At 70.5% G+C, this 23,654-nt stretch carries 19 protein-coding genes and 2 pseudogenes; 3 read left to right on the top strand and 18 right to left on the bottom strand.

Going from position 1 to position 23,654, the window contains the following annotated elements:
- Positions 1-10: 10 nt before the first annotated feature.
- From B124_RS00675 to B124_RS00665, 3 genes are read right to left on the bottom strand one after another with little or no spacing between them, the layout of a single operon-like run.
- Positions 11-865 carry a carbohydrate ABC transporter permease gene (locus B124_RS00675; protein WP_496500596.1) on the bottom strand — a complete coding sequence of 285 codons (855 nt, stop codon included), beginning with the start codon at positions 863-865 and terminating at the stop codon, positions 11-13.
- A complete protein-coding gene (locus tag B124_RS00670) occupies positions 858-1,865 on the bottom strand; it encodes a carbohydrate ABC transporter permease (protein ID WP_496500595.1) in 1,008 nt (335 codons plus the stop codon). The genes B124_RS00675 and B124_RS00670 overlap by 8 nt, the downstream gene beginning before the upstream one ends.
- A 10-nt stretch (positions 1,866-1,875) precedes the next feature.
- Positions 1,876-3,189, bottom strand: a complete 1,314-nt coding sequence (locus B124_RS00665) for an ABC transporter substrate-binding protein (RefSeq protein ID WP_496500594.1) — start codon at positions 3,187-3,189, stop codon at positions 1,876-1,878.
- Positions 3,190-3,340: 151 nt separating this feature from the next.
- Between B124_RS00665 and B124_RS00660 the strand changes: the two genes are divergently transcribed.
- Complete coding sequence (locus B124_RS00660; RefSeq protein ID WP_496500593.1) at positions 3,341-4,588, top strand: ROK family transcriptional regulator; 1,248 nt, start codon at positions 3,341-3,343, stop codon at positions 4,586-4,588.
- A 153-nt stretch (positions 4,589-4,741) separates the two neighbouring features.
- Here B124_RS00660 and B124_RS00655 read toward each other — a convergent pair whose 3' ends face one another.
- The 6 genes from B124_RS00655 to B124_RS00630 all read right to left on the bottom strand — a co-directional run bounded on the left by B124_RS00655 (position 4,742) and on the right by B124_RS00630 (position 13,686).
- Positions 4,742-8,197 (bottom strand): ThuA domain-containing protein, encoded by a 3,456-nt coding sequence (locus B124_RS00655; protein ID WP_496500592.1) that lies wholly within the window; start codon positions 8,195-8,197, stop codon positions 4,742-4,744.
- 200 nt (positions 8,198-8,397) lie between these two features.
- The gene (locus B124_RS00650) at positions 8,398-9,213 is read right to left on the bottom strand and encodes a DUF7019 family protein (protein ID WP_496500591.1); all 816 of its coding nucleotides are present in this window, start codon (positions 9,211-9,213) and stop codon (positions 8,398-8,400) included.
- A 30-nt stretch (positions 9,214-9,243) separates the two neighbouring features.
- On the bottom strand, positions 9,244-9,837 hold the full coding sequence (locus tag B124_RS00645) for a recombinase family protein (protein WP_496500590.1): 594 nt from the start codon (positions 9,835-9,837) through the stop codon (positions 9,244-9,246).
- 156 nt (positions 9,838-9,993) lie between these two features.
- A complete protein-coding gene (locus tag B124_RS00640; protein ID WP_496500589.1) occupies positions 9,994-11,190 on the bottom strand; it encodes a TniQ family protein in 1,197 nt (398 codons plus the stop codon).
- Positions 11,187-12,101, bottom strand: a complete 915-nt coding sequence (locus B124_RS00635) for a TniB family NTP-binding protein (RefSeq protein ID WP_496500588.1) — start codon at positions 12,099-12,101, stop codon at positions 11,187-11,189. Before B124_RS00635 ends, B124_RS00640 begins: the two co-directional genes overlap by 4 nt.
- On the bottom strand, positions 12,094-13,686 hold the full coding sequence (locus B124_RS00630) for a TnsB C-terminal domain-containing protein (protein ID WP_496500587.1): 1,593 nt from the start codon (positions 13,684-13,686) through the stop codon (positions 12,094-12,096). The genes B124_RS00635 and B124_RS00630 overlap by 8 nt, the downstream gene beginning before the upstream one ends.
- Positions 13,687-13,959: 273 nt before the next feature.
- Here B124_RS00630 and B124_RS00625 point away from each other — a divergent pair, with 273 nt between their 5' ends.
- Positions 13,960-14,727 carry a class I SAM-dependent methyltransferase gene (locus B124_RS00625; RefSeq protein ID WP_496500586.1) on the top strand — a complete coding sequence of 256 codons (768 nt, stop codon included), beginning with the start codon at positions 13,960-13,962 and terminating at the stop codon, positions 14,725-14,727.
- Positions 14,728-14,801: 74 nt separating this feature from the next.
- On the opposite strand, the gene B124_RS00620 is transcribed toward B124_RS00625, so the two are convergent.
- The gene (locus tag B124_RS00620) at positions 14,802-15,194 is read right to left on the bottom strand and encodes a winged helix-turn-helix transcriptional regulator (RefSeq protein ID WP_496500585.1); all 393 of its coding nucleotides are present in this window, start codon (positions 15,192-15,194) and stop codon (positions 14,802-14,804) included.
- 106 nt (positions 15,195-15,300) lie between these two features.
- Between B124_RS00620 and B124_RS00615 the strand changes: the two genes are divergently transcribed.
- Complete coding sequence (locus tag B124_RS00615) at positions 15,301-16,134, top strand: enoyl-CoA hydratase/isomerase family protein (RefSeq protein WP_496500584.1); 834 nt, start codon at positions 15,301-15,303, stop codon at positions 16,132-16,134.
- Here the strand turns inward: B124_RS00615 and B124_RS00610 are convergent.
- The 8 genes and pseudogenes from B124_RS00610 to B124_RS00575 form a co-directional block, all read right to left on the bottom strand.
- Positions 16,077-16,445: pseudogene (locus B124_RS00610) on the bottom strand (NAD(P)-dependent alcohol dehydrogenase); the annotation flags it as partial. The gene B124_RS00615 and the pseudogene B124_RS00610 sit on opposite strands and share 58 nt — an antisense overlap.
- Before the next feature lie 178 nt (positions 16,446-16,623).
- The gene (locus B124_RS00605) at positions 16,624-16,830 is read right to left on the bottom strand and encodes a DUF5999 family protein (RefSeq protein ID WP_496500583.1); all 207 of its coding nucleotides are present in this window, start codon (positions 16,828-16,830) and stop codon (positions 16,624-16,626) included.
- Between the two features lie 222 nt (positions 16,831-17,052).
- Complete coding sequence (locus B124_RS00600; RefSeq protein ID WP_496500582.1) at positions 17,053-18,528, bottom strand: amino acid permease; 1,476 nt, start codon at positions 18,526-18,528, stop codon at positions 17,053-17,055.
- 63 nt (positions 18,529-18,591) lie between these two features.
- Positions 18,592-19,386 carry an alpha-L-fucosidase gene (locus tag B124_RS00595; protein WP_496500581.1) on the bottom strand — a complete coding sequence of 265 codons (795 nt, stop codon included), beginning with the start codon at positions 19,384-19,386 and terminating at the stop codon, positions 18,592-18,594.
- A 103-nt stretch (positions 19,387-19,489) separates the two neighbouring features.
- Positions 19,490-19,546, bottom strand: a pseudogene (locus tag B124_RS00590) (hypothetical protein); the annotation flags it as partial.
- Complete coding sequence (locus B124_RS00585) at positions 19,525-20,439, bottom strand: beta-sandwich domain-containing protein (protein WP_496500580.1); 915 nt, start codon at positions 20,437-20,439, stop codon at positions 19,525-19,527. The gene B124_RS00585 and the pseudogene B124_RS00590, both read right to left, overlap by 22 nt.
- A 225-nt stretch (positions 20,440-20,664) precedes the next feature.
- Positions 20,665-22,911: an MMPL family transporter gene (locus B124_RS00580; protein WP_496500579.1), complete on the bottom strand. Its 2,247-nt coding sequence runs from the start codon at positions 22,909-22,911 to the stop codon at positions 20,665-20,667.
- Between the two features lie 107 nt (positions 22,912-23,018).
- Positions 23,019-23,618 (bottom strand): TetR/AcrR family transcriptional regulator, encoded by a 600-nt coding sequence (locus B124_RS00575; RefSeq protein WP_496500578.1) that lies wholly within the window; start codon positions 23,616-23,618, stop codon positions 23,019-23,021.
- Between the last annotated feature and the right edge of the window lie 36 nt (positions 23,619-23,654).

The following is a 23,654-nucleotide window of genomic DNA, read 5'->3' as shown; positions in this document are numbered from 1 at the left end:
TCGGGCGGGGTCACTTGACGGCTCCGGCGGTCAGCCCGGCGACGAGGTAGCGCTGGAGCAGCAGGAAGCCGGCGACGACGGGGAGGCTGACGACGAGGGAGGCGGCCATGACCTGGTTCCAGTACACCTCGGTCTGGGTCGCGTACCCCTGCAGCCCGACGGAGAGCGTGCGGGTGACGTCGTTGGTCATGACCGAGGCGAAGAGCACCTCGCCCCAGGCGGTCATGAAGGAGTAGATGGCGACGGCGACGATCCCGGGGACCGCGGCCGGCACCACCACACGGAAGAGCGCCTTCAGCGGTCCGCAGCCGTCGACGAGCGCCGCCTCGTCCAGGTCGCGGGGGACGGAGTCGAGGTAGCCGACCAGCATCCAGATCGAGAAGGGCAGGGTGAAGGTCATGTACGTGAGGATCAGGCCGCCGCGGGAGCCGTAGAGGGCGATCCCGGTGGTGTTCCCGATGTTGACGAAGATCAGGAACAGCGGCAGCAGGAAGAGGATGCCGGGGAACATCTGGGTGGACAGCACCGTGACCGTGAAGATCCGCTTGCCGCGGAAGCGGTAGCGGCTGACCGCGTACGCGGCGAAGACCGCGACGACGACCGAGCAGCCGGTCGCGGCGCCCGCCACGATCAGTGAGTTCAGGAAGTAACGGGCCAGCGGCACCGTGTCCCAGATGTCGAGATACGGCTGGATGGTCAGCCCGCTGGGGATCCACTGGAACGCCCCGGTGACGTCCTCCAGAGGTTTCAGCGAGCTGCTGAGCATCACGTACACGGGGGTGGCGGCGAAGACCGTCAGCAGCGTGAGCACGACTCGCCGGGTCCAGACGAACGACCGCGGCGGGGCGGTGGGGGAGCTATGCACGGGCCGCCTTCCTTCCCCGGGAGGTGAGCAGCAGATAGCCGGCCGTGACCACCAGCAGGAAGAGCAGCAGCAGGACGGACATGGCCGAGCCGGCGCCGAAGTTCCAGGTGACGAAGGACGCCTGGTAGATGTGGATCGAGATGATGTCCGCGGACTCCGGCGCCGACTTGCCGAAGAGGATGTACGGCACGTTGAAGTCGTTGAAGGTCCACAGGAACAGCACGAGGACCAGCACCTGGTTGACGGGCCGCAGCGACGGCAGCGTGATCCGGCGGATCTGCTGCCAGATCCCGGCGCCGTCGATCGCGGACGCCTCGTACACCTCGCGCGGGATGTTCTGGAGCGCGGCGGTGAGCACCAGGAAGGCGAACGGCCAGGTGCGCCAGACCGAGACGACGACGAGTGAGACGAACGCGTTGTCGCCGATCAGCCAGAACGTGGGCTGACCTGTCAGCCCCAACTGGTCGTGCAGCACGTGGTTCACCAGGCCGTTGTCCCGCTGGAGCAGGAACGACCAGGTGATGACGGCGGTGTAGACGGGCAGCGCGTACGGGGTGAGGAAGAGCGCGCGCAGCAGCCCGCGCCCGCGGAACGGGTCCTGCATGAGGATCGCCGCGGTGACGCCGAGCAGCCACGACAGACCGACCGCGAGCACCGTGAACGCGCAGGTGATGAGGAACGAGCGCAGCAGCGCCTCGCCCACGGGGGCGTCGAAGTCGACGGCGATGCGGAAGTTGTCCAGGCCCGCCCAGGGCGCGGCGCCCCAGTCGCGGATGTGGTGCTGGGTCAGCTCCTTGAAGCTCATCACCACGCCGACGGCCATCGGCACCAGGTGGATCAGCAGCTCCAGCAGCAGCGCGGGCAGCAGCAGGAGGTACGGCAGGGCGCCGCGCCGTACGCGGACACGGCCGGGGCGGCGGCGCTTGCGGGCGGCGCCCCGGCTGGCGGGCGGCTTGCCGCCGGGGCCGGCCGGGGGCGTGTCGAGGGTGGTCGCGGTCATCCGGGGCCGCTCACTTCTGCATCTGCTGCTGGGCCTCGGTCAGCCGCTTCCGGACCGACTCCACCGTCACCTCGTCGCCGGCGGCGGCGTCCGCGAACAGCTCCTTCATCGCGTCGCCGACGAGGGTCTCGAACTGCGCCTCGTCCGGCACCTGCGGCAGCGGCGCCGAGGTGGTGGAGAGCACCTCGCGCAGCACGGTGAGGTCGGTGCTGCTGAACGCCTTGTCCTCCTGTGCCTGAATGACCGGCGGGATGGAACCGTAGGTCGAGTTGAGGATCAGCTGCTCCTCGTCCGAGGTCATGAACTTCACGAAGTCCAGGGCGCCGTCGAGGTTGTCGCTGTTCTTGAACACGGCGATGTTGATGCCGGCGACCATGGAGTTGACGTTCTCCCCCTCGGGCGGGTTCTCGCTCTGCATCGGCACCGGCGCCACCCCGTACTCCTCGGGCTTCATGCCGTGTGCCTTGAGCGAGCTGCCGGCGGCCTGCCACAGAAGCATCCCGGCCTTGCCGGTGGCGAAGTCCTTGACCGACTGGTTCTGCGCGTACTCGGCGTTGCCGACCGCGGCGATCTCGTCGTTGGCGAGGAAGTCGACGTACTGCTTGACGGCCGCGACCGCCTCGGGGCTGTCGAACGTGGGGTTGCCCTCAGCGTCGAAGAAGTCCGCGCCGTGCTGCTTGCCGAAGACGAAGGCGTGGTGCGAGTTCTCCACCGGGTTGCCGCCCTCGACAGCGACGCCGTACGTGCCGTCCTTCGTCAGCCTCTTCCCGGCCTCGACGAAGTCGTCCCAGGTGGCGGGGGGTTCCTCGATGCCCGCGTCGGCGAACATCGCCTTGTTGTAGTAGAGGGCGTAGGAGAGGGAGTACAGCGGCACGGCCGCCGGGTCCCGGCCCTCGGCGCCCGCGGCGGCCAGCGCCGCGGGTACGAACCGGTCCTTGCCGCCGATCTTGTCCAGGGTCTTGGCGTCCCAGGCGAGCAGCCCGTCGGTCGCCTGCAGCGAGGCGGACCAGGTGTTGCCTATGTTGAGCACGTCGGGGCCCTGCCCGGAGGAGGTGGCCGCGAGGATCCGGTCCAGCAGGCTGTCCCAGGGGATGACTTCGAGCTTGACGTCGATGCCCGTCTTCTTCTCGAACTTCTCGATCTCCGGGGTCAGCACCTCCTTGTCGTGCTCCAGGCTGGTGCCCTGGTTGCTCGCCCAGTAGGTCAGCTCCTCGGGCTTGTCGTTGCTGCCCTCGGAACTCGTCGAGCTGCCGCCGCCGCAGGCGGCGGTCACGCTGAGGGCGGTGGCGAGTGCGGCGGTCGCCGCCAGGCGGTTTCTGCGCATGGTCGTGAGGCCCCTCTCCGGGCACATGACTTAAGGCTGTGAACGCGGCACGTACTTAATTTAGGGCGTGAGTTAAGTAGTGAAAGAAGCCCCCGTCAACCCTTCTCACACGGGTTTGCGGGCACGTATGTTTCCTCCGGGAAGGAGCCACATGGCGAGACACAACGGCCGTACCGTGCGCGACCTGCGCCGCAGCAACCGCTCCGCGGTGCTGCGCCATCTGTACTTCGAGGGGCCGCTGAGCCGCCAGGAGCTGGGCCCGGTCACCGGGCTCAGCTCCGGGTCGATCAGCAACGTCGCCGCGGAGCTGATCGACCAGGGGGTGCTGGAGGAGGCGGGCGCGGTCGACTCCGACGGCGGGCGGCCCCGCACCCTGCTGCGGGTGGCGCCGCGCTGCGGGTACATCGTCGGCGTGGACGTCGGCGAAACGCGGGTGCGGGTGGAGCTGTTCGACCTCGCCCGCAGCGAACTCGCCCGCGCCGAGCGCCCGCTCGCCGACGGCGGCCGGGACGCCGGGCGGGTCGTGGCGCACATCGCCGAGGGGCTGGCCGCCGTGCTCGCCGACGCGGGCGTCGGCGCCGGGCGACTGCTCGGCGTCGGCCTCGGCGTCCCCGGCATCGTCGACCGCGAACCGGCCCGCGGCGGCGCGGTGGTGTACGCGCAGACCATCGGCTGGGACCCCGTACCGCTGGAGGCGATGCTGCGGAGCGCCGCAACCGGCGTGCCCGGACTGGCAGACGTGCCGTACACCGTGGCCAACGGCGCCAAGACCCTGGGCCAGGCCGAGATGTGGTTCGGTGCCGGCCGCGGCGCGCGCAACGCCGTCATCGCGCTGATCGGCTCCGGCGTCGGCGCCTGCGTCGTCACCGACGGCACCGCCTACGGCGGCTCGTCCAGCGGCGCGGGGGAGTGGGGGCACACCACGATGCAGATACGCGGGCGGCGCTGCCGGTGCGGTGCCCGCGGCTGCCTGGAGGCGTACGTCGGCGCCGGGGGGATGGTGGAACGCTGGCGGGAGGCCGGCGGCGAACCGGTCGCCGCCGACGAGGAGTCGGCGCTGGCCGAGCTGATCGCCGCCGACGACCCCGCGGCCCGCACGGTGCTGGACGAGACCGCCGAGTACCTCGGCGCCGGCATCGCGGACCTTGTCAACCTCTTCAACCCGGAGCGCATCGTCCTGGCCGGCTGGGCCGGCCTGCTCGCCGGGCCGCGGCTGCTGCCCGCCGTGCGCGGCGCCACGGCCATGTACGCGCTGCGCTACCCGGCGGCGCGCGCGGCGATCGAGATGGGCGAACTCGGCACGGACGCGGTCACCGTCGGCGCCGCGACCCTGCCGCTGAGCCGCTTCCTCGACGCGGGCGGCACGCCGTTCCGCGGGGCGGCGGCCCCGGCGCGCTGACCCCGCCCGGGTACGGACCGCCGCGCAGCAGGTGCCCTCCGTATCCCTCCCGGCGCGCCCTCTCGCGGCGCCCGTGGCAGGCGACCGGCGGCCGGCCGGGGCATCCCCGGCCGGCCGCCGCCGCGCGGTGGGTCAGCTCACCCACGGATCACTTCAGTCCACCGTCACCTGCACCGCACCGGTCGTCAGATCCCCGGTGTCGTCCGTGACGGTCAGATGGGCGGTGTACGTCCCCTTCCTGGCGTACGTGTGCGTCGCCGTCGCCGCGCCGTCGGCCGTCGCGTTGTCGCCGAAGGCCCAGTGGTACGACTCGGCCGTACGCCCCTCCGGCAGCGTCACCCCGCCCTCGAAGGAGACCTCGGCCGGCGCCGTCCCGCTCTCCGGCGAGGCGGTCACCGTCACCTGCGCCGCCGACTCCTTCTCCGCTCCCCGGCCGTTGAAGTGCAGCCAGTCCAGCGCCACCAGGTCGGGACTCGTCGGCGTCCACGCCGGGTTGGTGAAGACCACGTAGATCTTCTCCACCCCGCCCGGGTCGGTGAGCGGCACCGTGGGCGAGACCACGTTGGCGAAGTTGCCGGTGTTCGGGATCGCCGCCGTGCCCAGCAGTTCACCGTCGGGCGCGTTCGCGTGGAACTCCACGCCGCCGCCGAGCCCGCCGGAGGAGGCGCCGACCGTGACCGAGTCGATCCCGCTCACGCTCCCGGGGTCCAGCACGATCCAGTCGCCGTGCTCGATCTCGCCGAGCCGCTTGCCCCCGGAGGAGTCCGCCCGGTCCAGCGTCTGCACGCCGCCGTTCGCGCCGCCGGTGCCGTTGTGGTGCTCGGCCTCGCGGTACTTCTGCCGCAGGCTCAGCGAGTCGGAGCCGATCAGGCTCGGCACGCCCTCGGCGCCCTTGTCCTCGTACTGCGCGCTGATGCCGTAGTAGAGGTTCTGGCCGGGGCCGTGGCTGTCGCCCGGGTCGGTCTTGAACTCGCCTTCGCAGCCGGTCAGGTTGTCCAGCGGGTGAAGGTGGTCGTCGTGCCCGAGCTGCGTCTGCACGACCACGCGCGAGCAGTCGATGGCACCGTCCTCCGCGTCGCTGACCTCCACCTTGTACGGGACGGTGTCGCCGAAGTCGAACGCGCTCCCGTCCGCCGGCGTGGTGACCGTCACCTCAGGCCGCGTGTTGCCGACCGTGATCTCGCGCACCGCCATCGCCGTGCGCTCCGGCGGGCCCTCCACCGTCAGCCGGGCGGTGAACCGGCCCTTCTCGGTATAGGTGTGCGTCGGGTTGGGATCGGTGGAGTCGGTCGTGCCGTCGCCGTCGAAGTCCCAGGCGTAGGTGATCGGGTCGTCGCCCGGCGAGTGCGAGCCCTCCGAGGAGAACTCCACGGTCAGCGGCGCGGGCCCGGAGTCCGCCGACGCCGTCAGCTTCGCCACCGGCGGCCGGCCCTCGGCGACGTAGTCGATGCGGTAGATGCCCGCGTTCTCGTTGCTGCCGCCGCGGCCGGTGCCGCTGCCCTCGCCGAAGTCGATGACGTAGAGCGAGCCGTCCGGGCCGAAGTGCGCGTCGAAGGGCTGGACCCACTGCATGTCGCCGAAGATCCCGTTGATCGACTGCAGGTCGCCCTTCTTGACGGGCGGGAACTTCGGGTCCTCGAACCCCTGGTCCTTCTCCTGGAACGAGAAGGTCTTGAACCACTTGCGGGTCAGCTCGTAGGTGATCCACTTCCCCTCGTAGTACTCGGGGAACTTGTACGGGCTGGCGTTCTCCGGGTCGTAGTCGTAGACCGGGCCGCTCATCGGGCCGCCGCCGCCGGTGCCCAGCTCGGGGAACTCCTCCGAGGCCGAGTACGCGTACCAGACCGTGGCGGGCTGCGCCGGCGGCAGCTCGGTCCTGCCGGTGTTGTGCGGCGAGTCGTTGACGGGGGCCGAGCAGTCGAACTTCTCACCCGAGGTGCCCGCGGCGAAGTCGTAGTCGTTGAACGGGGTGTTGTCGCCGATGCAGTAGGGCCAGCCCATGTTGCCGGGCTTCGTGATCCGGTTGAACTCCACCGTCCCCTCCGGCCCGCGGTCCGGGTCGGCGCTGCGCGCGTCCGGGCCGTAGTCGGCGACCAGCAGGGCGCCGGAGAGCGGGTCGGTGGTGATGCGGAACGGGTTGCGGAAGCCCATCGCGTAGATCTCCGGACGGGTCTTCTCCTCGCCCTGCGCGAAGAGGTTGCCCTTCGGGATGCTGTAGCCGCCGTTGTTCGTGGGCTTGATGCGCAGCACCTTGCCGCGCAGGTCGTTGGTGTTGCCCGAGGTGCCCTGGGCGTCCCAGGCGCGCCGGCCGTCCCGCTCGTCGATCGGCGTGAAGCCGCTGGACTCGAACGGGTCGGTGTTGTCACCGGTGGCGACGTACAGGTTGCCCTGGGCGTCGAAGGTGATCGAGCCGGCCATGTGCACGTTGGCCCGGCCCTCGCCGCGCCAGGTGGGGACCGTCAGCAGCACCTTCTGCGACTCGGGGTCTGCCACGTTCCCCTTCATGGTGAAGCGGGACAGGTTGATGAGGTTCTCCTGCTTGTCCGAGTGCAGGAGGTAGACCCAGTTGTTCTTCGCGAAGCCCGGATCGAGGGTGAGTCCGAGGAGGCCGTCGGACTGGCTGGTCATCTCGGGGGTGTAGTCGAAGTCCAGGGCGGTGGTGACGTTCAGCGTCTCCTGGTCGACGACCTTCAGCTCACCGGTGCGCTGGGCGTAGAACACCCGCCGGTCCGGGGCGACCGCCAGCTCGAAGGGGTCGGCCAGGTCGTCGGAGACCAGCGCGGTGCGCTGGAAGTTGCCGGTCTGGGTGGCCGAGCAGTCGCCGGGCGCCGCACCCGCGGCCCACTTCAGGCCGCCGAGCAGGTGCTTCAGGAACAGCGGCTCGTCGAAGGCCGACGCGTCGTGGCCGCCGGCGGTGAACCACGACCGGCCGCCGTCGTACTTCTGGCACCACGACCACGGGTGGTCGACGCCCTCGTCCAGGCCGGTGATGCCGTCGCGCACCTTGATCTGCGCGAGGGTGTGCACCTTGCCGGTCGGGTTGGCGCGCCAGTTGTACCACTCCTCGTGCCGCTCCCACAGTTGCGGCAGGCCCTTGGTGGAGGGGTGGTCGTCGTCCAGCACCTTGATCCGGCCGGGCTGCGGCGTGGGGTGCTTGTCGAAGATCGCGCCGACCAGGCCCTCGTACCAGTCCCAGTCGCGCTCGCTGGCGGAGGCCGCGTGCAGGCCGAGCCAGCCGCCGCCGGCCCGGATGTACGACTGCAGCGCGGCCCGCTGGTCCGCGTCCAGCAGATCGCCGCTCTCCGGCGTGGAGTTGGTGTTGTTGAAGACGACCGCCTCGTAGTTCGCGAGGTTCTCCTCGGTGAACGCGGCGGCGTCGTCGGTGGCGTCGACCTCGAACCCGTGCTCCTCGCCGAGCTTCTCGACGGCCGCGACGCCCGCCGGGATGGAGTCGTGGTAGAAGTTCGTCACCTTGGAGAAGACCAGGACCCGGAAGTCGGCCTCCTTGTCCTGCGGCGCGGCTGCAGCCGCGGCCGTACCCAGGAGCAGCGCGAGGAGCGCGGCCAGGACGGCGACGGGTGACAGGGGTGGTCTGGCTAGGCGTCTCATAGTGCTCCCAGTCGTGCCGGAACGCGGGCGGCGTCGGAGGACGAACCCGTCGAAAAGGTGTGATAGAAAGCGCTTACTGGCAGTGCCCTGTCAAAGTAAGCCCTTACCTACGGGTGGTCAACGGTCGTGCGCGGTCCGGGTGTCGATTTCCGCAGTCGTCTGCGCGAATGTCCGGACTCCTCTGCACTCTGCAGGGCGGGCTATTCGCCCCTCCTGTGTGTGACTCGATTGCCGACCATCGCGACGTAGAGTGGCGTGGCGAGGACTGCATGAACGGTTTCGTCGACATCGGGACCGGGCCAGCCGTCGATGCGGACTTCCACTCCTTCCTCTTGGACCAGAGGCAGGGCGAGAAACTCCAGGTGCTGTACGGGTCCGCGGAGTCTGATCTGTGCGGCTTCGCGTAGTCCTACTTCGGGTGGATCATGGGCAGCGCAGACGTCCTCACTGCCCCCTGTGCGAGGGTCGGTCGCCCGCAGGAAGCGCCACCTCTCACCGAGCCCGGGGTTGCCAGAGATGTGCTCCGCGACGACCGCGAAGATGTTGGGCGTTGCCGAATGCGCGGACAGCTTGGAGTCTTCGGCGGCAGGCTGTTCTCCCAGGACGTGCCGACGGGAGCCGGCGAGCACGACGACGTGGGACTCTTGCTGACCGCGGAAGAACACCGTGTCGAGCCCACCAGTCGGGCTGTCGTTGTCGTAGCCATGGGTGAGCCATCCCCACTGCATAGGCATGGACCCGCGGAAGTACTCGTGGCCCGGGGCGGGGATGGTTCCCACCTGATGGTGAGCGTCGATGTACCGTTCAACCATCCGCAACTTTGCGATCCGGGCCGCTGTCGGGCTGTCGGTTTGGCGCAACGTGAGACTCGCGAGCTTGATGTCGATCTGGGCCTCAGCACTGATGCGTCGGCGCAGTGCCGGGTCGATCTGCTCGAAAAGCATGTCCAGCTTGGTATCGGAGACATAGAGGAAGTAACGCAACGGCGGCTTTTCGCGCCGGAAGCGGCGGAACATTCGCACCTCGGCTTTCGGTGGAGCGGCACGCTACGCATGGAGGTAGCGGTGCAGCGAGGTCTTCGGGATACCGGTCTTGGTCGCGATGATGCCGAGAGAGTCGCCCTGAGCCTTGAGTAGTCGCGCGTATTCGATCTTCTCGTCGGGGTGGGCGACGGGGCGGCCGATGCGGCGGCCGGCGGCTTCGGCCACGGTGCGGGCGTGGGCTGCGCGTTCGGCGGTGAAGGTGCGTTCCATCTCGGCGAACAGCGCCAGGAGAAGGAAGGCGATGCGGCCCATGCCTTCGTCGGCAGTGTTGACCGGCAGCGGGTCTGCCAGGGAGCGCACGCCGATGTTCTTCTCGCTCAGGTCGTGTACAAGGTTGAGGACTTCGCGCAGGTTCCGGCCGAGCCGGTCCAGGGTGTAGACCACGATGACGTCACCGGGGCGGGCATAGGCGAGCAAGCCGGCCAGGCCGGGGCGCTCCACGGAAGCGCCGCTCTTCTTGTCGACGTAGGTGTGTTCGTCAGGGATGCCCGCCGTGCTCAGCGCGTCGAGTTGGCGTTCCAGGCTCTGTTTGGTGGTGGAGACCCGCGCATACGCGAGTTCGAGCCCAGCTGCGGAGTGGCGCGTGTCGGTTGCCATGGCCGGACCGTACCGGAAGTCGGTCCCGTACGGGTCTTCCGGAACAGCTCTTGTGGAACGAGTTGCGGAACGACAGGCAAAGGGATCACCCCAGGACGCACGTCCCCTGACGCCCCGTCCGGCATCCTGTTCCACTTCCATGGATGTGGAACACCGTCAGATGAGATCGAGGCGGCCCAGTTCGCGGGCGCCGGGCAGGAACTCGGCGGGGATGCCCTCCCTGTAGAGGCAGGCGCGTTCCTTCTCGTAGTCGTCGAGGGTGCGGCAGCCGCCGGTGAGCATGCCGAGGAGCTGCCGTGCGGTGGCCGGGTCGGTGCGGGCCTGGGTGAGAGCCTCCTCCCACGCGGCCATGGCGTCCTGCCAGGCGCGTTGGAGCGGGGATGGTTCGTCGCCGTCGTAGACATAGGGGAGCTTGAACTGGAGTGCCGAGCCCAGGTGCCCACGGGCGGTGATCAACCCGTCGGCGGCCAACTGGAACGCGGTGGCGGCGGCGTCCCACATGGCCTCCTGGATGTCTTCTCGCAGCTGCTCGAAGGGGCGCCAGACGTTCAGCCCGGCGCGTTCCCGGTGCCCGGTGGCCTGCCAGATCTGCTGCAACACCGCCTTACCGCAGGTGCCTTGACTGCTCGCGGCGAGGCTGACCTCGTCCAGGAGCGAGCGCAGGAGGCGGAACCACACCCCGGCGTGCACGCTCCTGCCGGGCAGGGAGACCCGGCCGGTGGTGAGGGCCTGGTGGGTGTAGCGGTCCAGGGCGGCGCGGGGCGCCGGAAGCGGCTCCCTGGGGATGTCCCGGCCCAGGATCCGCGCGGCCCGGACCTCGGAGACCTCCAGGAGCCGGCAGTCGTGCTCGACGCAACTGGTCATCAAGGAGAGCCGCCACACGAGCGACAGGCCACGGTCCGGGTCGGCGATGCAGTCCGGGCAGGCGCGCAGGGCGGGGTGAGGAAGAAGCCACGGGCCGACCCATTCCGGCTTGAAGCGCAGTACGTGATGTGTCGCAGCTTTACGCGCGAAGAGGACGGAGTTGTCGCGGACGTAGGCGTCGAAGACCCTCTGCGCGTCCTGGGCGCCGATGGGCAGCGTGTCGAAGAGCCAGGGCACCCAGCCGGCCAGCGTCATCGACCGCAGCCGGGCGAGGTCCACGCCGGTCTTCTCCGCGAGCGCGGCGAGCATCGTCATCGGCGGGTCCACGTCGAGATCGGCCGACAGGGGCAGCCCCACGACGCCGAGGTTGTGACGCACCAGATCGTGCACCGGCATCTCGTACAGCTCGGCGAGCCGCCCCAGCCATGACGAGAGTGCTTCCAGCGGGCCGGGCTGCGGGTGCAGCGGCCAGCGCCGGGGCGGGCTCACGTCAGCTCGCGCTCGAACAGGCGGCGCCGTTCGCTCGGCCCGGCGTACGGCGCCAGCAGCAGGGTGCGCTGAGTGATGGCCTCCTCGCCGGACTCGATCGCCGCGACGGCGGCGTCGGTGAGCAGGTGGGCGAGCTCCCCGATGGTGCCCTCGCTGCGGGTGAGGAGGTAGCCGGCCATCTCGGCGGACGCGATCGGTGAGGGCCTGCGCAGCGGGAAGGAGGCGGCGAAGCTCGCCAGAAGCGAGCAGGCATCCTCGTCCGCCTCCCAGCGGGGCAGGGCAAGCGGCGCGAACCGGTTCTCCAACTGGTCATCCGCACGGATGGCCAGGTAGGCGTCCCGGGTACCGACGCCGACCAGCGGGATGCGCAGCTCGTTGCCGAGATAGCGCAGCAGGTTCAAGAACTCCCGGCGCTTGTCGCCGCTGCCGCCGAGGACGTTGTGCAACTCGTCGATCACCAGCATCTGCACCTCGGCCGACCGCAGCAGCCGCAGCACCGTCTGCTCCAGGTCGGCCAGCCGGTAGCGCGAGCGCAGCGGTGCACCGAGCGCGGCCAGCAGCGCGGTGTAGAAGCGGATGACGGTCGGCTCGGAGGGCATCTGCATGGCCAGGACCGGGATCTGTTCGCGGTCCGGATGTGAGATCGGCGGGTGGGACCGCCGGAACTTCTCCACGATCATCGACTTGCCGTTGTTGGTCGGTCCGATCAGCAGCAGGTTCGGCATGCGCTGCTTGGACGGCCAGGCAAGCAGCGTCTCCAGCCGCTCCAGGGCCTCGGTGGCGCGCGGATAGCCGATCCACCGGTCCGCTCGCACGTAGCGCAGACGCTCCACGTTCGGCAGCCGCGCGATCTGCTGCGCGGCCGGGCGCAGGTGTGCCAGGCCCGCCGCATCGTCTTGGCCCTCATTCACCACTGCTCGATCTCCTTGAACGGAGCGGCAGCGGGCCTCTCGGCCTGTCGCGGCGAGCCTTGCGGGTGGTGGCCACCGCAGCGTCGGAGATCTCGCGCATCTGCGCCACCATGGCGAACAGAGCGTTCTCGTCGACCTCGGCGCGGCCCAACTCGCGCAGCCGTGCCACGGCGGCCTTCTGCTCCCACACGCTGATCGGCGGCCGCGACAGCGTCCGGTAGGGGACCTCCACATACGCAGTGCCGTCCGGATCCAGGACCCAGATCCGGCTGATATCGCGCGGATCGCGGCGCAGCACGAACCGGCCGAACCGCTCGCGGCGGGCGATCCACGGCTTGAGCGCGTCGCTGAAGTACTGCACGTGGTCGATCACGAATCCCGACCGCGACAAGGTTCTGCGGATCACTGGAAGGAAGTCGACCAAGAACGCCGTCTCGTTCGTCACGGTCACCGGCCGCGGCGCCTCGGTGACCTTGTCGGCCCACACCCCGGCCGGGGTGCGGCCGAGCCGCTCGTGGACCTCACCGTGGTAGCAGGCCACCGCCAGGGCCAGCCAATTCTGCAACTCGGCCAGAGTCAGAGCGGCCTTGCCATCGCTGTCGTAGGTGCCGCGCTCGGCGGTACTGGAGAAGGTGGTGCCCGGCAGTTCGTGCACCAGTTGCATCATCGTGCCGATCAGCCGCTCGATGATCCCGCCGAAGTGGGGCAGGCCGCGCGGCCGGTAGCGCAGGGCGATACCGTGCTGCTCACAGCCGCGGCGCAGGGCCTCACTCTTGAACTCCGCGGCATTGTCCACGTACAGCGCGTGCGGCTTGCCGCTCATCGGCCACACCGCCTCCACGCCCAGCCGCTCCAGCCACGGCCGTTTGTCCGTCGCCGCGTGCGCCAGGCACAGCCCGACCGAGGTCGCCGACGGCGCCTCCAATGTCACCACCAGCCCGACTACGCACCGGCTGGCCACGTCGATCGCCGCTGTGAGATACGGCCGGCCGATCGGCAGCCGGTGCTGCTCGTCGACCACGATCACATCCACCGGCGTGTGATCGATCTGGACCTGCTCCAACAGCCCGGTGACCGCGGGCGGCACACCCCCGGCCGACTTGAGAGGACGAGCTGCCTCGCTTCCCTCGCGCGCCGCGATCGAAGCCACCGGGTCCAGCGCGGCAATCCGGCGGACCACGGTCCCCCGCGACGGGGCCCGCAGGCCACCGGCCCGGCACTGCCTCGTGATCTCCTTGCAGATGGCCGCCACCGAGCGGCGCTGCCGCGTCAAGTACCGCCTGCGCAGCACCTCCTGGACGACCGCCTCGACGTCACCAGACAGGCGCCCGCCGCCACGGCCCCCGTCAGAGCGGCCCGGTAGCAGGTCCGTCACCACGCCCTCGCCCGCGCGCCACCGCACCAGCAGGACGTACACCTGGCGCCGGGAGATCTGCAGCTTCGCGGCGGCCTCGTCCGCCTCGGCCAGCCCCACCCTGTTCTTCGCGGCGAGCGGCCCGATCACCTCGGCCTGCCGCACCGCGGTCTCCCACGTCTGGGCCGGCGCGGTCAGCACCCCGCGCTCGGCTACCGGGTCCTCTGCCATCCGGAAGCCCCCGTCGCGCACACGACTACGGACAACTCGACCGTAGTGCAGACGACTTCGGCACGTCCGGCGAATTCATACTCCCGTGCACACGACGCCGAATCACCAGCTCATCCGTGCAGGCGACTACGGCAACTGACACCGGGAGCGGGCGGCTTCGACGGGCGTGCGCCACCGGGGAGACGGTCAGGGCGGCAGGCGGGGGGGACCGGGGGAGAACCGCCCACGGCGTCACCGTGCGTTCAAGATCTCAAAGCGGGGTATTCTCCCCCAATGGGCGAGGACCTGAGCGCCGCGGCGGCCAAGGGCTGGGCGGTGCGCTGGGAACTGGAAAGGGAGCGGCGGGAGACCGGCCGCGAAGAGCGCCTCACCGTCGTCGGCGACCTGGTGGAGCTGGTCACCGACGGCCGCGACCGCCCCGCCGTCCTCGACCTCGGCTGCGGTACGGGCTCGCTGGCCGCCCGGCTCAAGCGCCGGATGCCCGCGCTCGACGTCGTCGCCGCCGACGCCGACCCCGTACTCCTCGGCCTCGGCCGGCGGATGCACGGCACGCAGATCCGCTTCGTCGACACTGTGATCGGCGGTCTGCGCTGGCAGGACGACCTCGATCTCGACCGCCCCCTGGACACCGCGGTGTCGGCGACCATGCTGCACCGCCTGCCCGAGCGCGTGCTGCTGGAGGTCTACGGCCGGCTGCGCGCCCTGCTCCGCCCCGGCGGGCTGCTGGTCAACGCCGACCGGCTGCCCGCAGACGACCCGGCCGTCGCGGAGCTGGCCGGCGAGGTCGGCCGCCGGCTGGCCGAGCGGCGGCGGATGCCGGGCGGCGAGGACTGGTCGTCGTGGTGGGACGCGGCGGCCGAGGCGCCGGAGCTGGCGCGGCTCTTCGCCGAGCGGCGCCGCCGCGGCCCGGCCCCCGGCGGCGAGAACGGACTGAGCCTGGCGCGCCATGTGGACCTGCTGGAGAAGGCGGGCTTCGCGGCGGTCGGCACGGTGTGGCAGTGCGGCGACAGGTGCGTACTGGTGGCCGTCCGCGGCGAGTAGCGCCGGGCGCACACCCCGCTCGCGGCGGCTGGCCGGCCCGGCGCGCTGAGTGTGCCCTTCCCGGCCCCGGGTTGTTATGCGTCAGCCCTGGTGTCGTATGCCCGCTGGCAGTTCTGGATCTCTCCGCTGTGCTCGACGGTCCAGTCGTAGAGCCGGCCGAACGGCTCGCGCAGGGACTCGCCCAGGGGTGTGAGCGAGTACTCGACGCCGACCGGTGAAGTCGGCAGCACCGTGCGCCGGATCATGCCGTTGCGCTCCAGGCGGCGCAGTGTCTGGGTGAGGACACGTTGGGTGATGCCCTCCAGGCCCCGCTTCAGCTCATTGAACCGGGTGGGCCGCTCCAGCAGCGCCATCACCATCATCGACCACTTGTCCGCTATCTGGTCGAGGATCGGCCGGCTGGGGCAGTCCGCCCGGAAAACCGTCCGTTCTCCGGCCTCGACGCCGTGCAGCTCGGTGTCCTTCATGATCCTAGGTGCCCCCAAAGTGCGTTCTTGACCATCCGGGCGCCGTTGCCGACGGTAGGTATGCATCGCAAACCTACATGCCCATCGGTAACCAGCGGAGAACCTCATGACGAACGACGCCTGCTCGACCCTGCGCGTGAGCCGCGAACACGGCATCGCCCGGATCGTCCTCGACAATCCCCCGGTGAATGTGCTCGGCACGACGATGATGCGTGAGCTGCGGACGGTGCTGACGGCCCTCAAGGACGATTCTTCCGTCCGCGTGATCGTCTTCTCGAGCGCCGACCCGGAGTTCTTCCTTGCCCACGTGGACATGCACGTCGGCGAAGAGATGGACGTCCTCCAGGAACTCGCCGCGTCCGCGCCGGCGGACGTCAACGTGTTCCAGGCGATCGGTGAGCTGATCCGCCACCAGCCCCAGGTAACCATCGTGAAGCTCGCCGGGAAGGCCCGCGGCGGCGGGGCGGAGTTCGTGGCCGCGGCGGACATGGCATTCGCCGCCGTCGAGACCGCCGGCCTCGGCCAGATCGAAGCGCTGATGGGCATCGTCCCCGGCGGCGGCGGAACGCAGTACCTGCGGGACCGCGTGGGGCGTAACCGCGCACTGGAAGTGATCCTCACCGCCGACCTGTTCGACGCCGAGACCGCGGCGTCCTACGGCTGGATCAACCGTGCCCTGCCGGCCGGCGAGCTCGACGAGTACGTCGACCGCATCGCCCGTAACATCGCCGCGCTGCCCGACGGTGTCATCGAAGCAGCCAAGTACGCGCTGCCCGCGGACGACTTCAGGGAGGGGCTCCTGCGTGAGAACGACGCCTGGGCTTCCACGTTCAGTCTGCCGGCCGCCCGGGACCTGATCAGCGGGGGTCTGCGGGACGGCGCTCAGACACCGGCCGGCGAACGCGACCTGGAGGGGCTGATGCGCGGCGTCGCGCGCTGACGGCCGGACGGCACATGACGTATCCCTTCGCCGCTGAAGAACCGCACCCGGCCGCGTCCGTGCACCGCGCTGGCGGCGATGGCGCCCAGCGACGCGGCGGGCCGCGCCGGGTCGAAGGCGACGGTGACCACGAGCCCGCCGGGTGCCAGCAGCCGGCGGAGCGTCCGCAGATCGGTGCCCGCCGTGTCGAGGACGACGTCGAACGGCCCCAGTTGCGCCGGTGAAATGCTCCGGTGGTCCAGGGCACGGTGGGCGCCGAGCGCTCCGACGACGTCGCGGCGGGAGGCGCGGGCGAGTGCCGTGACCTCGGCTGCAGTCGTTCCGTCCCGAGGCGGCGCGTGAGCCGCTGCCGGCGCCGAGCGCGGTGTCGCTGCGCAGCCTGCCGCTTGCGGCCGGGGGCTCCCGCGGCAGGCGGCCGGCCGGGGCCTGCCGCCCGGCGCTCACGGCCTGGCCCGGGGCCGGCGGGGGAGGGCGGGACGCCGGCGGGTCTCAGGCCGCGGTGGCGAGCAGCCCGGTGCTTACCTCGCGCCGCGGCGCCACCACGGCGCCGGTCGGCAGCAGTTCGCCGGTGTCGTCGAAGACGATCGTGCCGTTGCACAGCAGGCTCCAGCCCTGCTCGGGATGGAAGGCCACGGTCTGTGCGGCGTCGCGGTCAGGGCGGTCGGCGGCGGGGCACTCGGGCCGGTGGGGGCACATCGGACACCTCTCGGTCGAAGGCGGCGGCCCTGCCGGGCGGCCGGTGGCGGTGGCGTGCCGTCTGGAAGGTGAGACCCGGCGGGAGCCGCGAACTCATCGCCCACCCTCAGGAAAGCACCGCCGGGTCGAGCCCGGGTGCGCGCGCGGTCACGGTCGTGTCTCAGCGCCCGCGGGCGCACGCCCCGTACCGGCCGCGGACGGCGGCCGGTACGGGGCCCGGCTTCAGCCCCGCGGCCCGGCGCGCTCGTCCGGGTCCGGGCCGGCCGGCCCGGACCGCGCCGGCTGCCCGGCCCGGGCGAGTTCGCTGCGGCGGTAGGAGTACGTGAAGTACACGGCCATCCCGACCACGAACCACACGCCGAACCGCACCCACGTCTCCCACTTCAGGAACGTCACCAGCCAGATCGAGAAGCCCACCCCCACCAGCGGCACGATCGGCATCCCCGGGCAGCGGAACGTCCGCGGCAGGTCCGGCTTCCGGTAGCGCAGCACGATCACCGCGACGCAGACGACCACGAACGCCAGGAGGATCCCGATGTTGGTCAGCTCCGCGGCCTCGCCGATCTTCAGGAAGCCCGCGATCAGCGCCGAGCCGACGCCCACGATCCACGTCACCCGCGTCGGCACGTGCCGCGTCCGGTGCGTCTTGGCGAACCACTTGGGCAGCAGCCCGTCACGGCTCATCGAGAACCAGACGCGCGTGACGCCCAGCATGAAGGTGAACATCACCGTGAGGATGCCGATGATCGCCCCCACCGCGATCAGGTTCGCCAGCCAGCCGAGACCCACCGACTCGAACGCGGTGGAGAAGCCGCTCTCCGGGTCGATGCCCTTGTAGTTCTGCATCCCCGTCAGCACCAGGGTCGCGGCCACGTACAGCAGCATCGAGACACCCAGCGAGTAGAGGATCGCCTTCGGCATGTGCCGCTGCGACTCCTTCGACTCCTCGGCCGCCGTCGACATCGCGTCGTAGCCGAAGACCGCGAAGAACACGGTCGCCGCGCCGGTGAACGCCCCGCCGACGCCGTAGGGGAAGAAGGGGTTGTAGTTGGCGGTGTCGATGTGGAAGACGCCGACGGCGATGACGACGAGGACCACCACGACCTTCAGCACCACCACGGCGGTCTCGAAGCGCGCCGCGTTCTTGATCCCGAGGGTCAGCAGGTACGCGACCAGCAGGCACAGCACGACCGCGAACAGGTCGACGCGGTGCCCGTCACCGGTGCCGGGGGCGCCGAGCATCCACGCCGGCAGGTCGGCGCCCATGTTCTCCATCAGGAAGGAGAAGTAGCCGGAGATGCCGATCGCCACCACCGCGACGATCGCCGTGTACTCCAGCAGCAGGTCCCAGCCGATGAACCACCCGGCGATCTCGCCGAGGACCGCGTAGCCGTACGTGTACGCCGAGCCGGCCTTGGGGATCAGGCCGGCGAACTCCGCGTACGACAGGGCCGCCGCCGCGCTCGCCACCCCCGCGATGAGGAAGGAGACGAGCACGGCGGGGCCCGCCGTGCCGTTGGCGACCGCACCGGCCAGCGCGAAGATGCCCGCGCCGATGATGCCGCCGACGCCGATCGCCGTGAGCTGCCACAGGCCGAGGACCCGGGTGAGCTGCTCGCTGCTCTCCCCCTCGGCGCTCTCGATGTGCTCGATGGGCTTGCGGCGCAGTACGCCGTCGGTACTCCAGAGCCCTGCCATGGTGCGTCCTCTCCGCCGAGGCCGTTCGATGACAGTGGAGCACGATGACGCATGAGGTGGCTTTCAGGAAGAGCCGGGGGTGCGGATCTTGAATACCCAGGCGTGCCGGCCGGCCCTGCGCGCCGCCGGGGGCACCTCGATGACGAGTGCGCCGCCCTCGACGTCCCAGCTCAGGGGACGGTCGCCGTAGCCGAGCAGGGTGATCTCGTCGCCGGCCCGCACGGGCACAGGGGCTTCGACGATCAGCCGGGCGGAGGGGGCGGCCAGCGAGTGGATGTAGAAGGCGTCGCGGGTCATGGTGAAGCGCAGGTCCTCGCCGAGCTGCGCCATGCGGGACCAGTAGGTGGTGCCGTAGATCGCCTCGCCGTTGACGCGCAGCCACTCGCCGGTCTCGCGCAGCCGCCGCTCCATGACCTCGGGGACGGTGCCGTCGGCCCGCGGGCCGATGTCGAGGAGGAAGTTGCCGTTCTTGCTGACGATGTCGACGAGGCTGTGCACGACCTCCTCCGTCGTCATGTACGCGCTGTCGGGCGTCTCGGCGTTGTAGCCGTAGGAGTACGGATCGAGGCCGCGGCTGGCCTCCCACTTGGCGACGACGGTGTTCTCGTACACCTCGTACTCGGGCGTGGTGAAGTCGTGCGGGCCGATGCCGGAGCGGTTGTTGACCACCACCTCGATCGGCCGCGGCCGGTTCTTGGCGTGGTTGAAGAACTCGGCGAGCACCCGGTGGCTGTCGTTGTCGCCGCCGATGTCGCACCACATGATCTCGGTGCCGTAGTCGTGGAACAGCTCCCGCATCTGCTGGGCCTGGTAGTCGCGGACGTAGTCCTTGCCCGCGGTGTAGCCGGTGTACGGCACCGGTTGAAGGGTGTACGGGTTGCGGGGGGGCGTGGCCGTACCAGGGGTTGTCCGGGTTGAACCACTCCGGCATCGAGAAGTACAGCCCGCAGTGCAGGTCGGGGGTGTACGTGCGGGACGCGTCGAACAGCTCCCGGATCAGGTCACGCCGCGGGCCCATCGCGACGGAGTTGCGGTGGGAGAGCTTGGTGTCCCGTCGACGGTGACCGACAGGCGGTCGCCGGCGGCGATCCACACCGCGCCGGCGTTGATCAGCGTGGCCTCGACGGACTGCGCGCCGGAGCGCTCCAGCGAGGTGGTGGTCGAGCGGACGTTGCGCAGCGCGACGGCGCGCCCCTCGGTGACGGGCTGCAGCGAGAGCGCGAAGACGTGCAGCGCCGGCTTGCCGGGCTCGGCCGGGTTGACGGCCAGCAGGGTGAGCGCGACCGCCTCGCGCACCGGGTCCAGGCCGAGTTCGACGACGGCGATGGACACCTGGTGCGCGTCCTTGGCGCCGCCGGGGTCGTAGCGGTACGGGGCGGTGAGCGAGCCGCCGCCGGAGTACCAGTCGGGGGCGGACAGGGTCGCGGTGGCCGTGCTGCCGTCGGCGTAGTGCACGGTGGCCGCGCCGGAGGCGGTGCCGTACGAGGAGGAGGCGAGGAACAGCGCGCTCGGGTAGCGGCCCGGGGGCAGCTTGACGCGCTGCCCCATGGCGACGACGTTGTCGGGGACTCCGGCGCCCGCGCCGGGGAAGTCGAAGGGGAAGCCGTCGACCTCGATCGGCCCTGTGGGCAGCTCCTCGCCGGGGTAGGTGTAGCCGCTGCCGTCGAAGTTGCCGCCGCGGGCGTCGGAGGTGTCGATGCCGTCGTTGTCGAAGAGGCCGGTCAGCGGCACCGGTACGGGGTCCGGTACCCGGCCCCAGTCGTCGGCCTCGTCCGCCGGTCCAGCCGTCCCGGCTGTCCCGGCCGGGTCCGGTGGCGCGGCGCCGACGGCGGTGGGCGCGATGCCCAGCGTGGAGCCCGCCGCGGCTCCGGCGCCGATCGCCAGCACGTGCCGTCGTGCAAACCCGTTCATCCCGCTCTCCCTCAAGAACCTTGATCCATCCGATGTCTATGGGGGGTCTGTCAGAATCGAGCGCTTGCTGAGGGGGAAAAGTAGAGATTCATCGGATGAACGTCAAGGCTCGACGCAACCGACCGCACCGGTGCCAGACGCACCGGGGCCCGGTGGCGCAAGCGCCACCGGGCCCCGGTCGGATGTGGTTGCGATCCCGCGGTGCCGGGCACCGCGGGACGTGCCTCAGCGCACGCCGGTGGGCTCGGGCTCCCGCTCCTCGCCGGCTGTCGGCGGCGGCACGGGGGCCGCCGCGGCGAGCTGCCGCTGCAGCTTCTCGCCCTCGATGTCGACGTTCGGCAGGATCCTGTCCAGCCACTTCGGCAGCCACCAGGCGGTGTTGCCCAGCAGGGCCAGCACCGCCGGGACGATGGTCATGCGGACCACGAAGGCGTCGAAGAGAACCGCGATGGCCAGGCCGAAGCCCATGGTCTTGATGATGTCCTCGCCGGCGCCGATGAATCCGGAGAAGACGCTGATCATGATGATCGCGGCGGCGGTGACCACGCGTGCGCTGAAGCGGAAGCCGCTGACCACGGCGTCGCCGGCTCCTTCCCCGTGGACGTACGCCTCGCGCATCCGGCTGACCAGGAACACCTCGTAGTCCATGGCCAGGCCGAAGATCACGCCGATCAGGAAGAGGGGCATCATCGACACGATGGGGCCGCTCTGCTCCACCCCGAACACCTCGGAGGCCCAGCCCCACTGGAACACCGCGACGACGGCGCCGAGCGCGGCGAGGACCGAGAAGAGGAAGCCGAGCGCTGCCTTGAGCGGCACCAGAATCGAGCGGAACACCAGCATCAGCAGCAGGAAGGCGAGGCCGACGACGATCGCCAGATACGGCACGAGCGCGTCGTTCAGCACCTGCGAGAAGTCGATGTTGGCCGCGGTGGATCCCGTGACCAGCACCTCGGCGCCGGTCTCGCCGGCCTGGTCGTCCGCCAGGTCGCGCAGGTCGAGGACCACGTCCTCGGTCTTCGTGTTGCTCGGGCCGGTGCTCGGCGTGGCCATGAGCGTCGCGGTGTCCCCGGCCTCGTTGAAGGCGGGGGGGCTGACCGCGACGATGCCGTCCAGCGCCTCGATGTCCGTGCGGAGGGTTTCGGCGGCCTGCTCGGGGTTCTCCGACTTGGTGAAGTCGGCGGCGACGGTGAGCGGGCCGTTGAACCCGGCGCCGAAGGCGTCGGAGAGCAGGTCGTACGCCTTGCGCTGGGTGGTGTCGGGTGCGCTGCTGCCCTCGTCGGGCAGGCCGAGCTCCATGCTGGCGACCGGCGCGGCCACCGCGCCGAGACCGACCACCGCGGCTATCAGCACCAGCAGCGGGCGGCGCAGGACCAGCCGGGCCCAGCGGGTGCCCATGTTCGGCTTGGCGTGGACGTCCGCGGTCGGCGGGACGCCCGTCTCCGGGTTGGCCTTGCGCACCCGGCGGCCGAAGATCCGCTTGCCGAGCATGCCGAGCGTCGCCGGCACCAGGGTGAGGGCGATGAGCACGGCGATGCCGACGGTGACCGCCGCCGTGAGGCCCATCTTGGTGAGGATCGGGATGTTGACGATCGAGAGCCCGCACAGTGCGATGAGCACGGTGAGGCCCGCGAACACCACGGCGGAGCCCGCGGTGCCGACGGCGCGACCGGCCGCCTCCTCACGGGAGTGGCCGTCGCTCAGTTCGGCGCGGTAGCGGGAGGCGATGAACAGGGCGTAGTCGATGCCGACGGCAAGCCCGATCATAGTGGCCAGCACGGTGGTGGTCTCGGACAGGCCGAAGGTCGCCGCCGTCGCCGTGATGCCGGAGATGCCGATGAAGAGGCCGATCAGCGCGGTGAGGATCGGCAGTCCGGCCGCCAGCATCGAGCCGAAGGTGACGAAGAGCACCACGAGGGCGATGGCGACGCCGATGATCTCGCCGTTCCCCATGTCGGGCTCGGCCACGGTGGCGTCACCGCCGGACTCGACGGTCAGGCCGGCGTCGCGGCCGGTCTCCATCGCCTTTTCGATGCCGTCCTGGGTGTCCGTGGTGATCTCGGGGGCGGGGGCGTTGTAGTCCACGGTGGCGTACGCGGTGGCGCCGTCCTCGCTGACCGCGCCCTCGCCCTCGAACGGGTTGGAGACCGACTCCGCCTGGCCGCCGGTCAGCTTGTCGAGGACGCCTTCGACCGCGTCCCGGTGCTCGGTTGCGGTGATCTTCTGGCCGTCGGGCGCCTGGAAGACGATGCGGGCCTGTGCGCCGTCGGCGGCCGAGCCGGGGAAGCGCTCCTCAAGGAGATCGAACGCCTTCTGGGACTCGGTGCCGGGGAGCGCGAACTCATCCGCCGGGGCTTCCCCCGCGGTGGACGCGGCGAACCCGGCGAGGCCGAGCAGCAGCACCCATATCAGGGCTATATATCGGCGGCGGCGGAAGGACAGCCGGCCGAGCTTATAGAGGAAGGTGGCCACGAGCAGGTATCTCCTGATCTCGACGGTGGGTTGTGTGGGACCAGCCCGACGACGAGAGCGGCGTACGCCAGGTGGAGCTGTCTTCTCTTGTGGTAGCGGACGACAGGTCAGTTCATACGCAGCGCGGGGAGGATCACTGCATCGATATATCGGACAACGTAGTCACTGGTGACCGGCGCGTTCTCGATGAGCGGCCGGACCAGCACGGCGCCGAGCATCATGTGCGGGAAGAAATCCGCGGCGGGGACTCCCGCGGCCAGCTCGCCACGCTCGACGGCGCGGTCGATCAGGTCGCGGAAGGCGGCCAGTTCCGGCTCGATCAGCAGTTGCCGCATGGCCTGTTGCAGCTCCGGGTTCGACTGCTGGGCGAATGCGACCGCGCGGAGCAGGGCCGTGTCCTTCTCCGCGCTTTGGCACACGCCGTCGGCGAACTGCACGAGGTCTCCGCGCAGCGTGCCGGTGTCGATCGCGGCGGCCCGCACCGGCTTGCCGTGCCGGAGTGCCGTGGCTACCAAGTGCGGCTTGGAGTGCCACTGGCGGTACAGTGTCGCCTTGCTCGACCGCGTACGAGCCGCGACCGCGTCCATGGTGAGGGCCTCGTAGCCAACCTCGCGCAGATGGTCGAGCACGGCTTCGAAGAGCTCGTGCTCGCGCTCGGCGCTCAGCCGGCTGCGGCGCCCGGTGGTGCTGGTGTCGTGCACGACCATCGGGCCCCCTCCCCAGTCAGCGGAACGAAACGGTTT

The sequence above is a fragment of the Streptomyces sp. CNP082 genome (assembly GCF_059570535.1).
Note: the sequence above shows the minus strand (reverse complement) of the source record. Positions and strands in the feature narration are given on the sequence as shown.

Excerpts from the sequence above, each read along its gene's own strand:
- B124_RS00620 (WP_496500585.1), bottom strand. The coding sequence starts at position 15,194 with ATGAAGGACACCGAGCTGCACGGCGTCGAGGCCGGAGAACGGACGGTT.
- B124_RS00660 (WP_496500593.1), top strand. The coding sequence starts at position 3,341 with ATGGCGAGACACAACGGCCGTACCGTGCGCGACCTGCGCCGCAGCAAC.
- B124_RS00670 (WP_496500595.1), bottom strand. The coding sequence starts at position 1,865 with ATGACCGCGACCACCCTCGACACGCCCCCGGCCGGCCCCGGCGGCAAG.
- B124_RS00605 (WP_496500583.1), bottom strand. The coding sequence starts at position 16,830 with ATGTGCCCCCACCGGCCCGAGTGCCCCGCCGCCGACCGCCCTGACCGC.
- B124_RS00600 (WP_496500582.1), bottom strand. The coding sequence starts at position 18,528 with ATGGCAGGGCTCTGGAGTACCGACGGCGTACTGCGCCGCAAGCCCATC.
- B124_RS00655 (WP_496500592.1), bottom strand. The coding sequence starts at position 8,197 with ATGAGACGCCTAGCCAGACCACCCCTGTCACCCGTCGCCGTCCTGGCC.
- B124_RS00665 (WP_496500594.1), bottom strand. The coding sequence starts at position 3,189 with ATGCGCAGAAACCGCCTGGCGGCGACCGCCGCACTCGCCACCGCCCTC.
- B124_RS00625 (WP_496500586.1), top strand. The coding sequence starts at position 13,960 with ATGGGCGAGGACCTGAGCGCCGCGGCGGCCAAGGGCTGGGCGGTGCGC.
- B124_RS00575 (WP_496500578.1), bottom strand. The coding sequence starts at position 23,618 with ATGGTCGTGCACGACACCAGCACCACCGGGCGCCGCAGCCGGCTGAGC.
- B124_RS00650 (WP_496500591.1), bottom strand. The coding sequence starts at position 9,213 with ATGTTCCGCCGCTTCCGGCGCGAAAAGCCGCCGTTGCGTTACTTCCTC.
- B124_RS00585 (WP_496500580.1), bottom strand. The coding sequence starts at position 20,439 with ATGAACGGGTTTGCACGACGGCACGTGCTGGCGATCGGCGCCGGAGCC.
- B124_RS00615 (WP_496500584.1), top strand. The coding sequence starts at position 15,301 with ATGACGAACGACGCCTGCTCGACCCTGCGCGTGAGCCGCGAACACGGC.
- B124_RS00630 (WP_496500587.1), bottom strand. The coding sequence starts at position 13,686 with ATGGCAGAGGACCCGGTAGCCGAGCGCGGGGTGCTGACCGCGCCGGCC.
- B124_RS00645 (WP_496500590.1), bottom strand. The coding sequence starts at position 9,837 with ATGGCAACCGACACGCGCCACTCCGCAGCTGGGCTCGAACTCGCGTAT.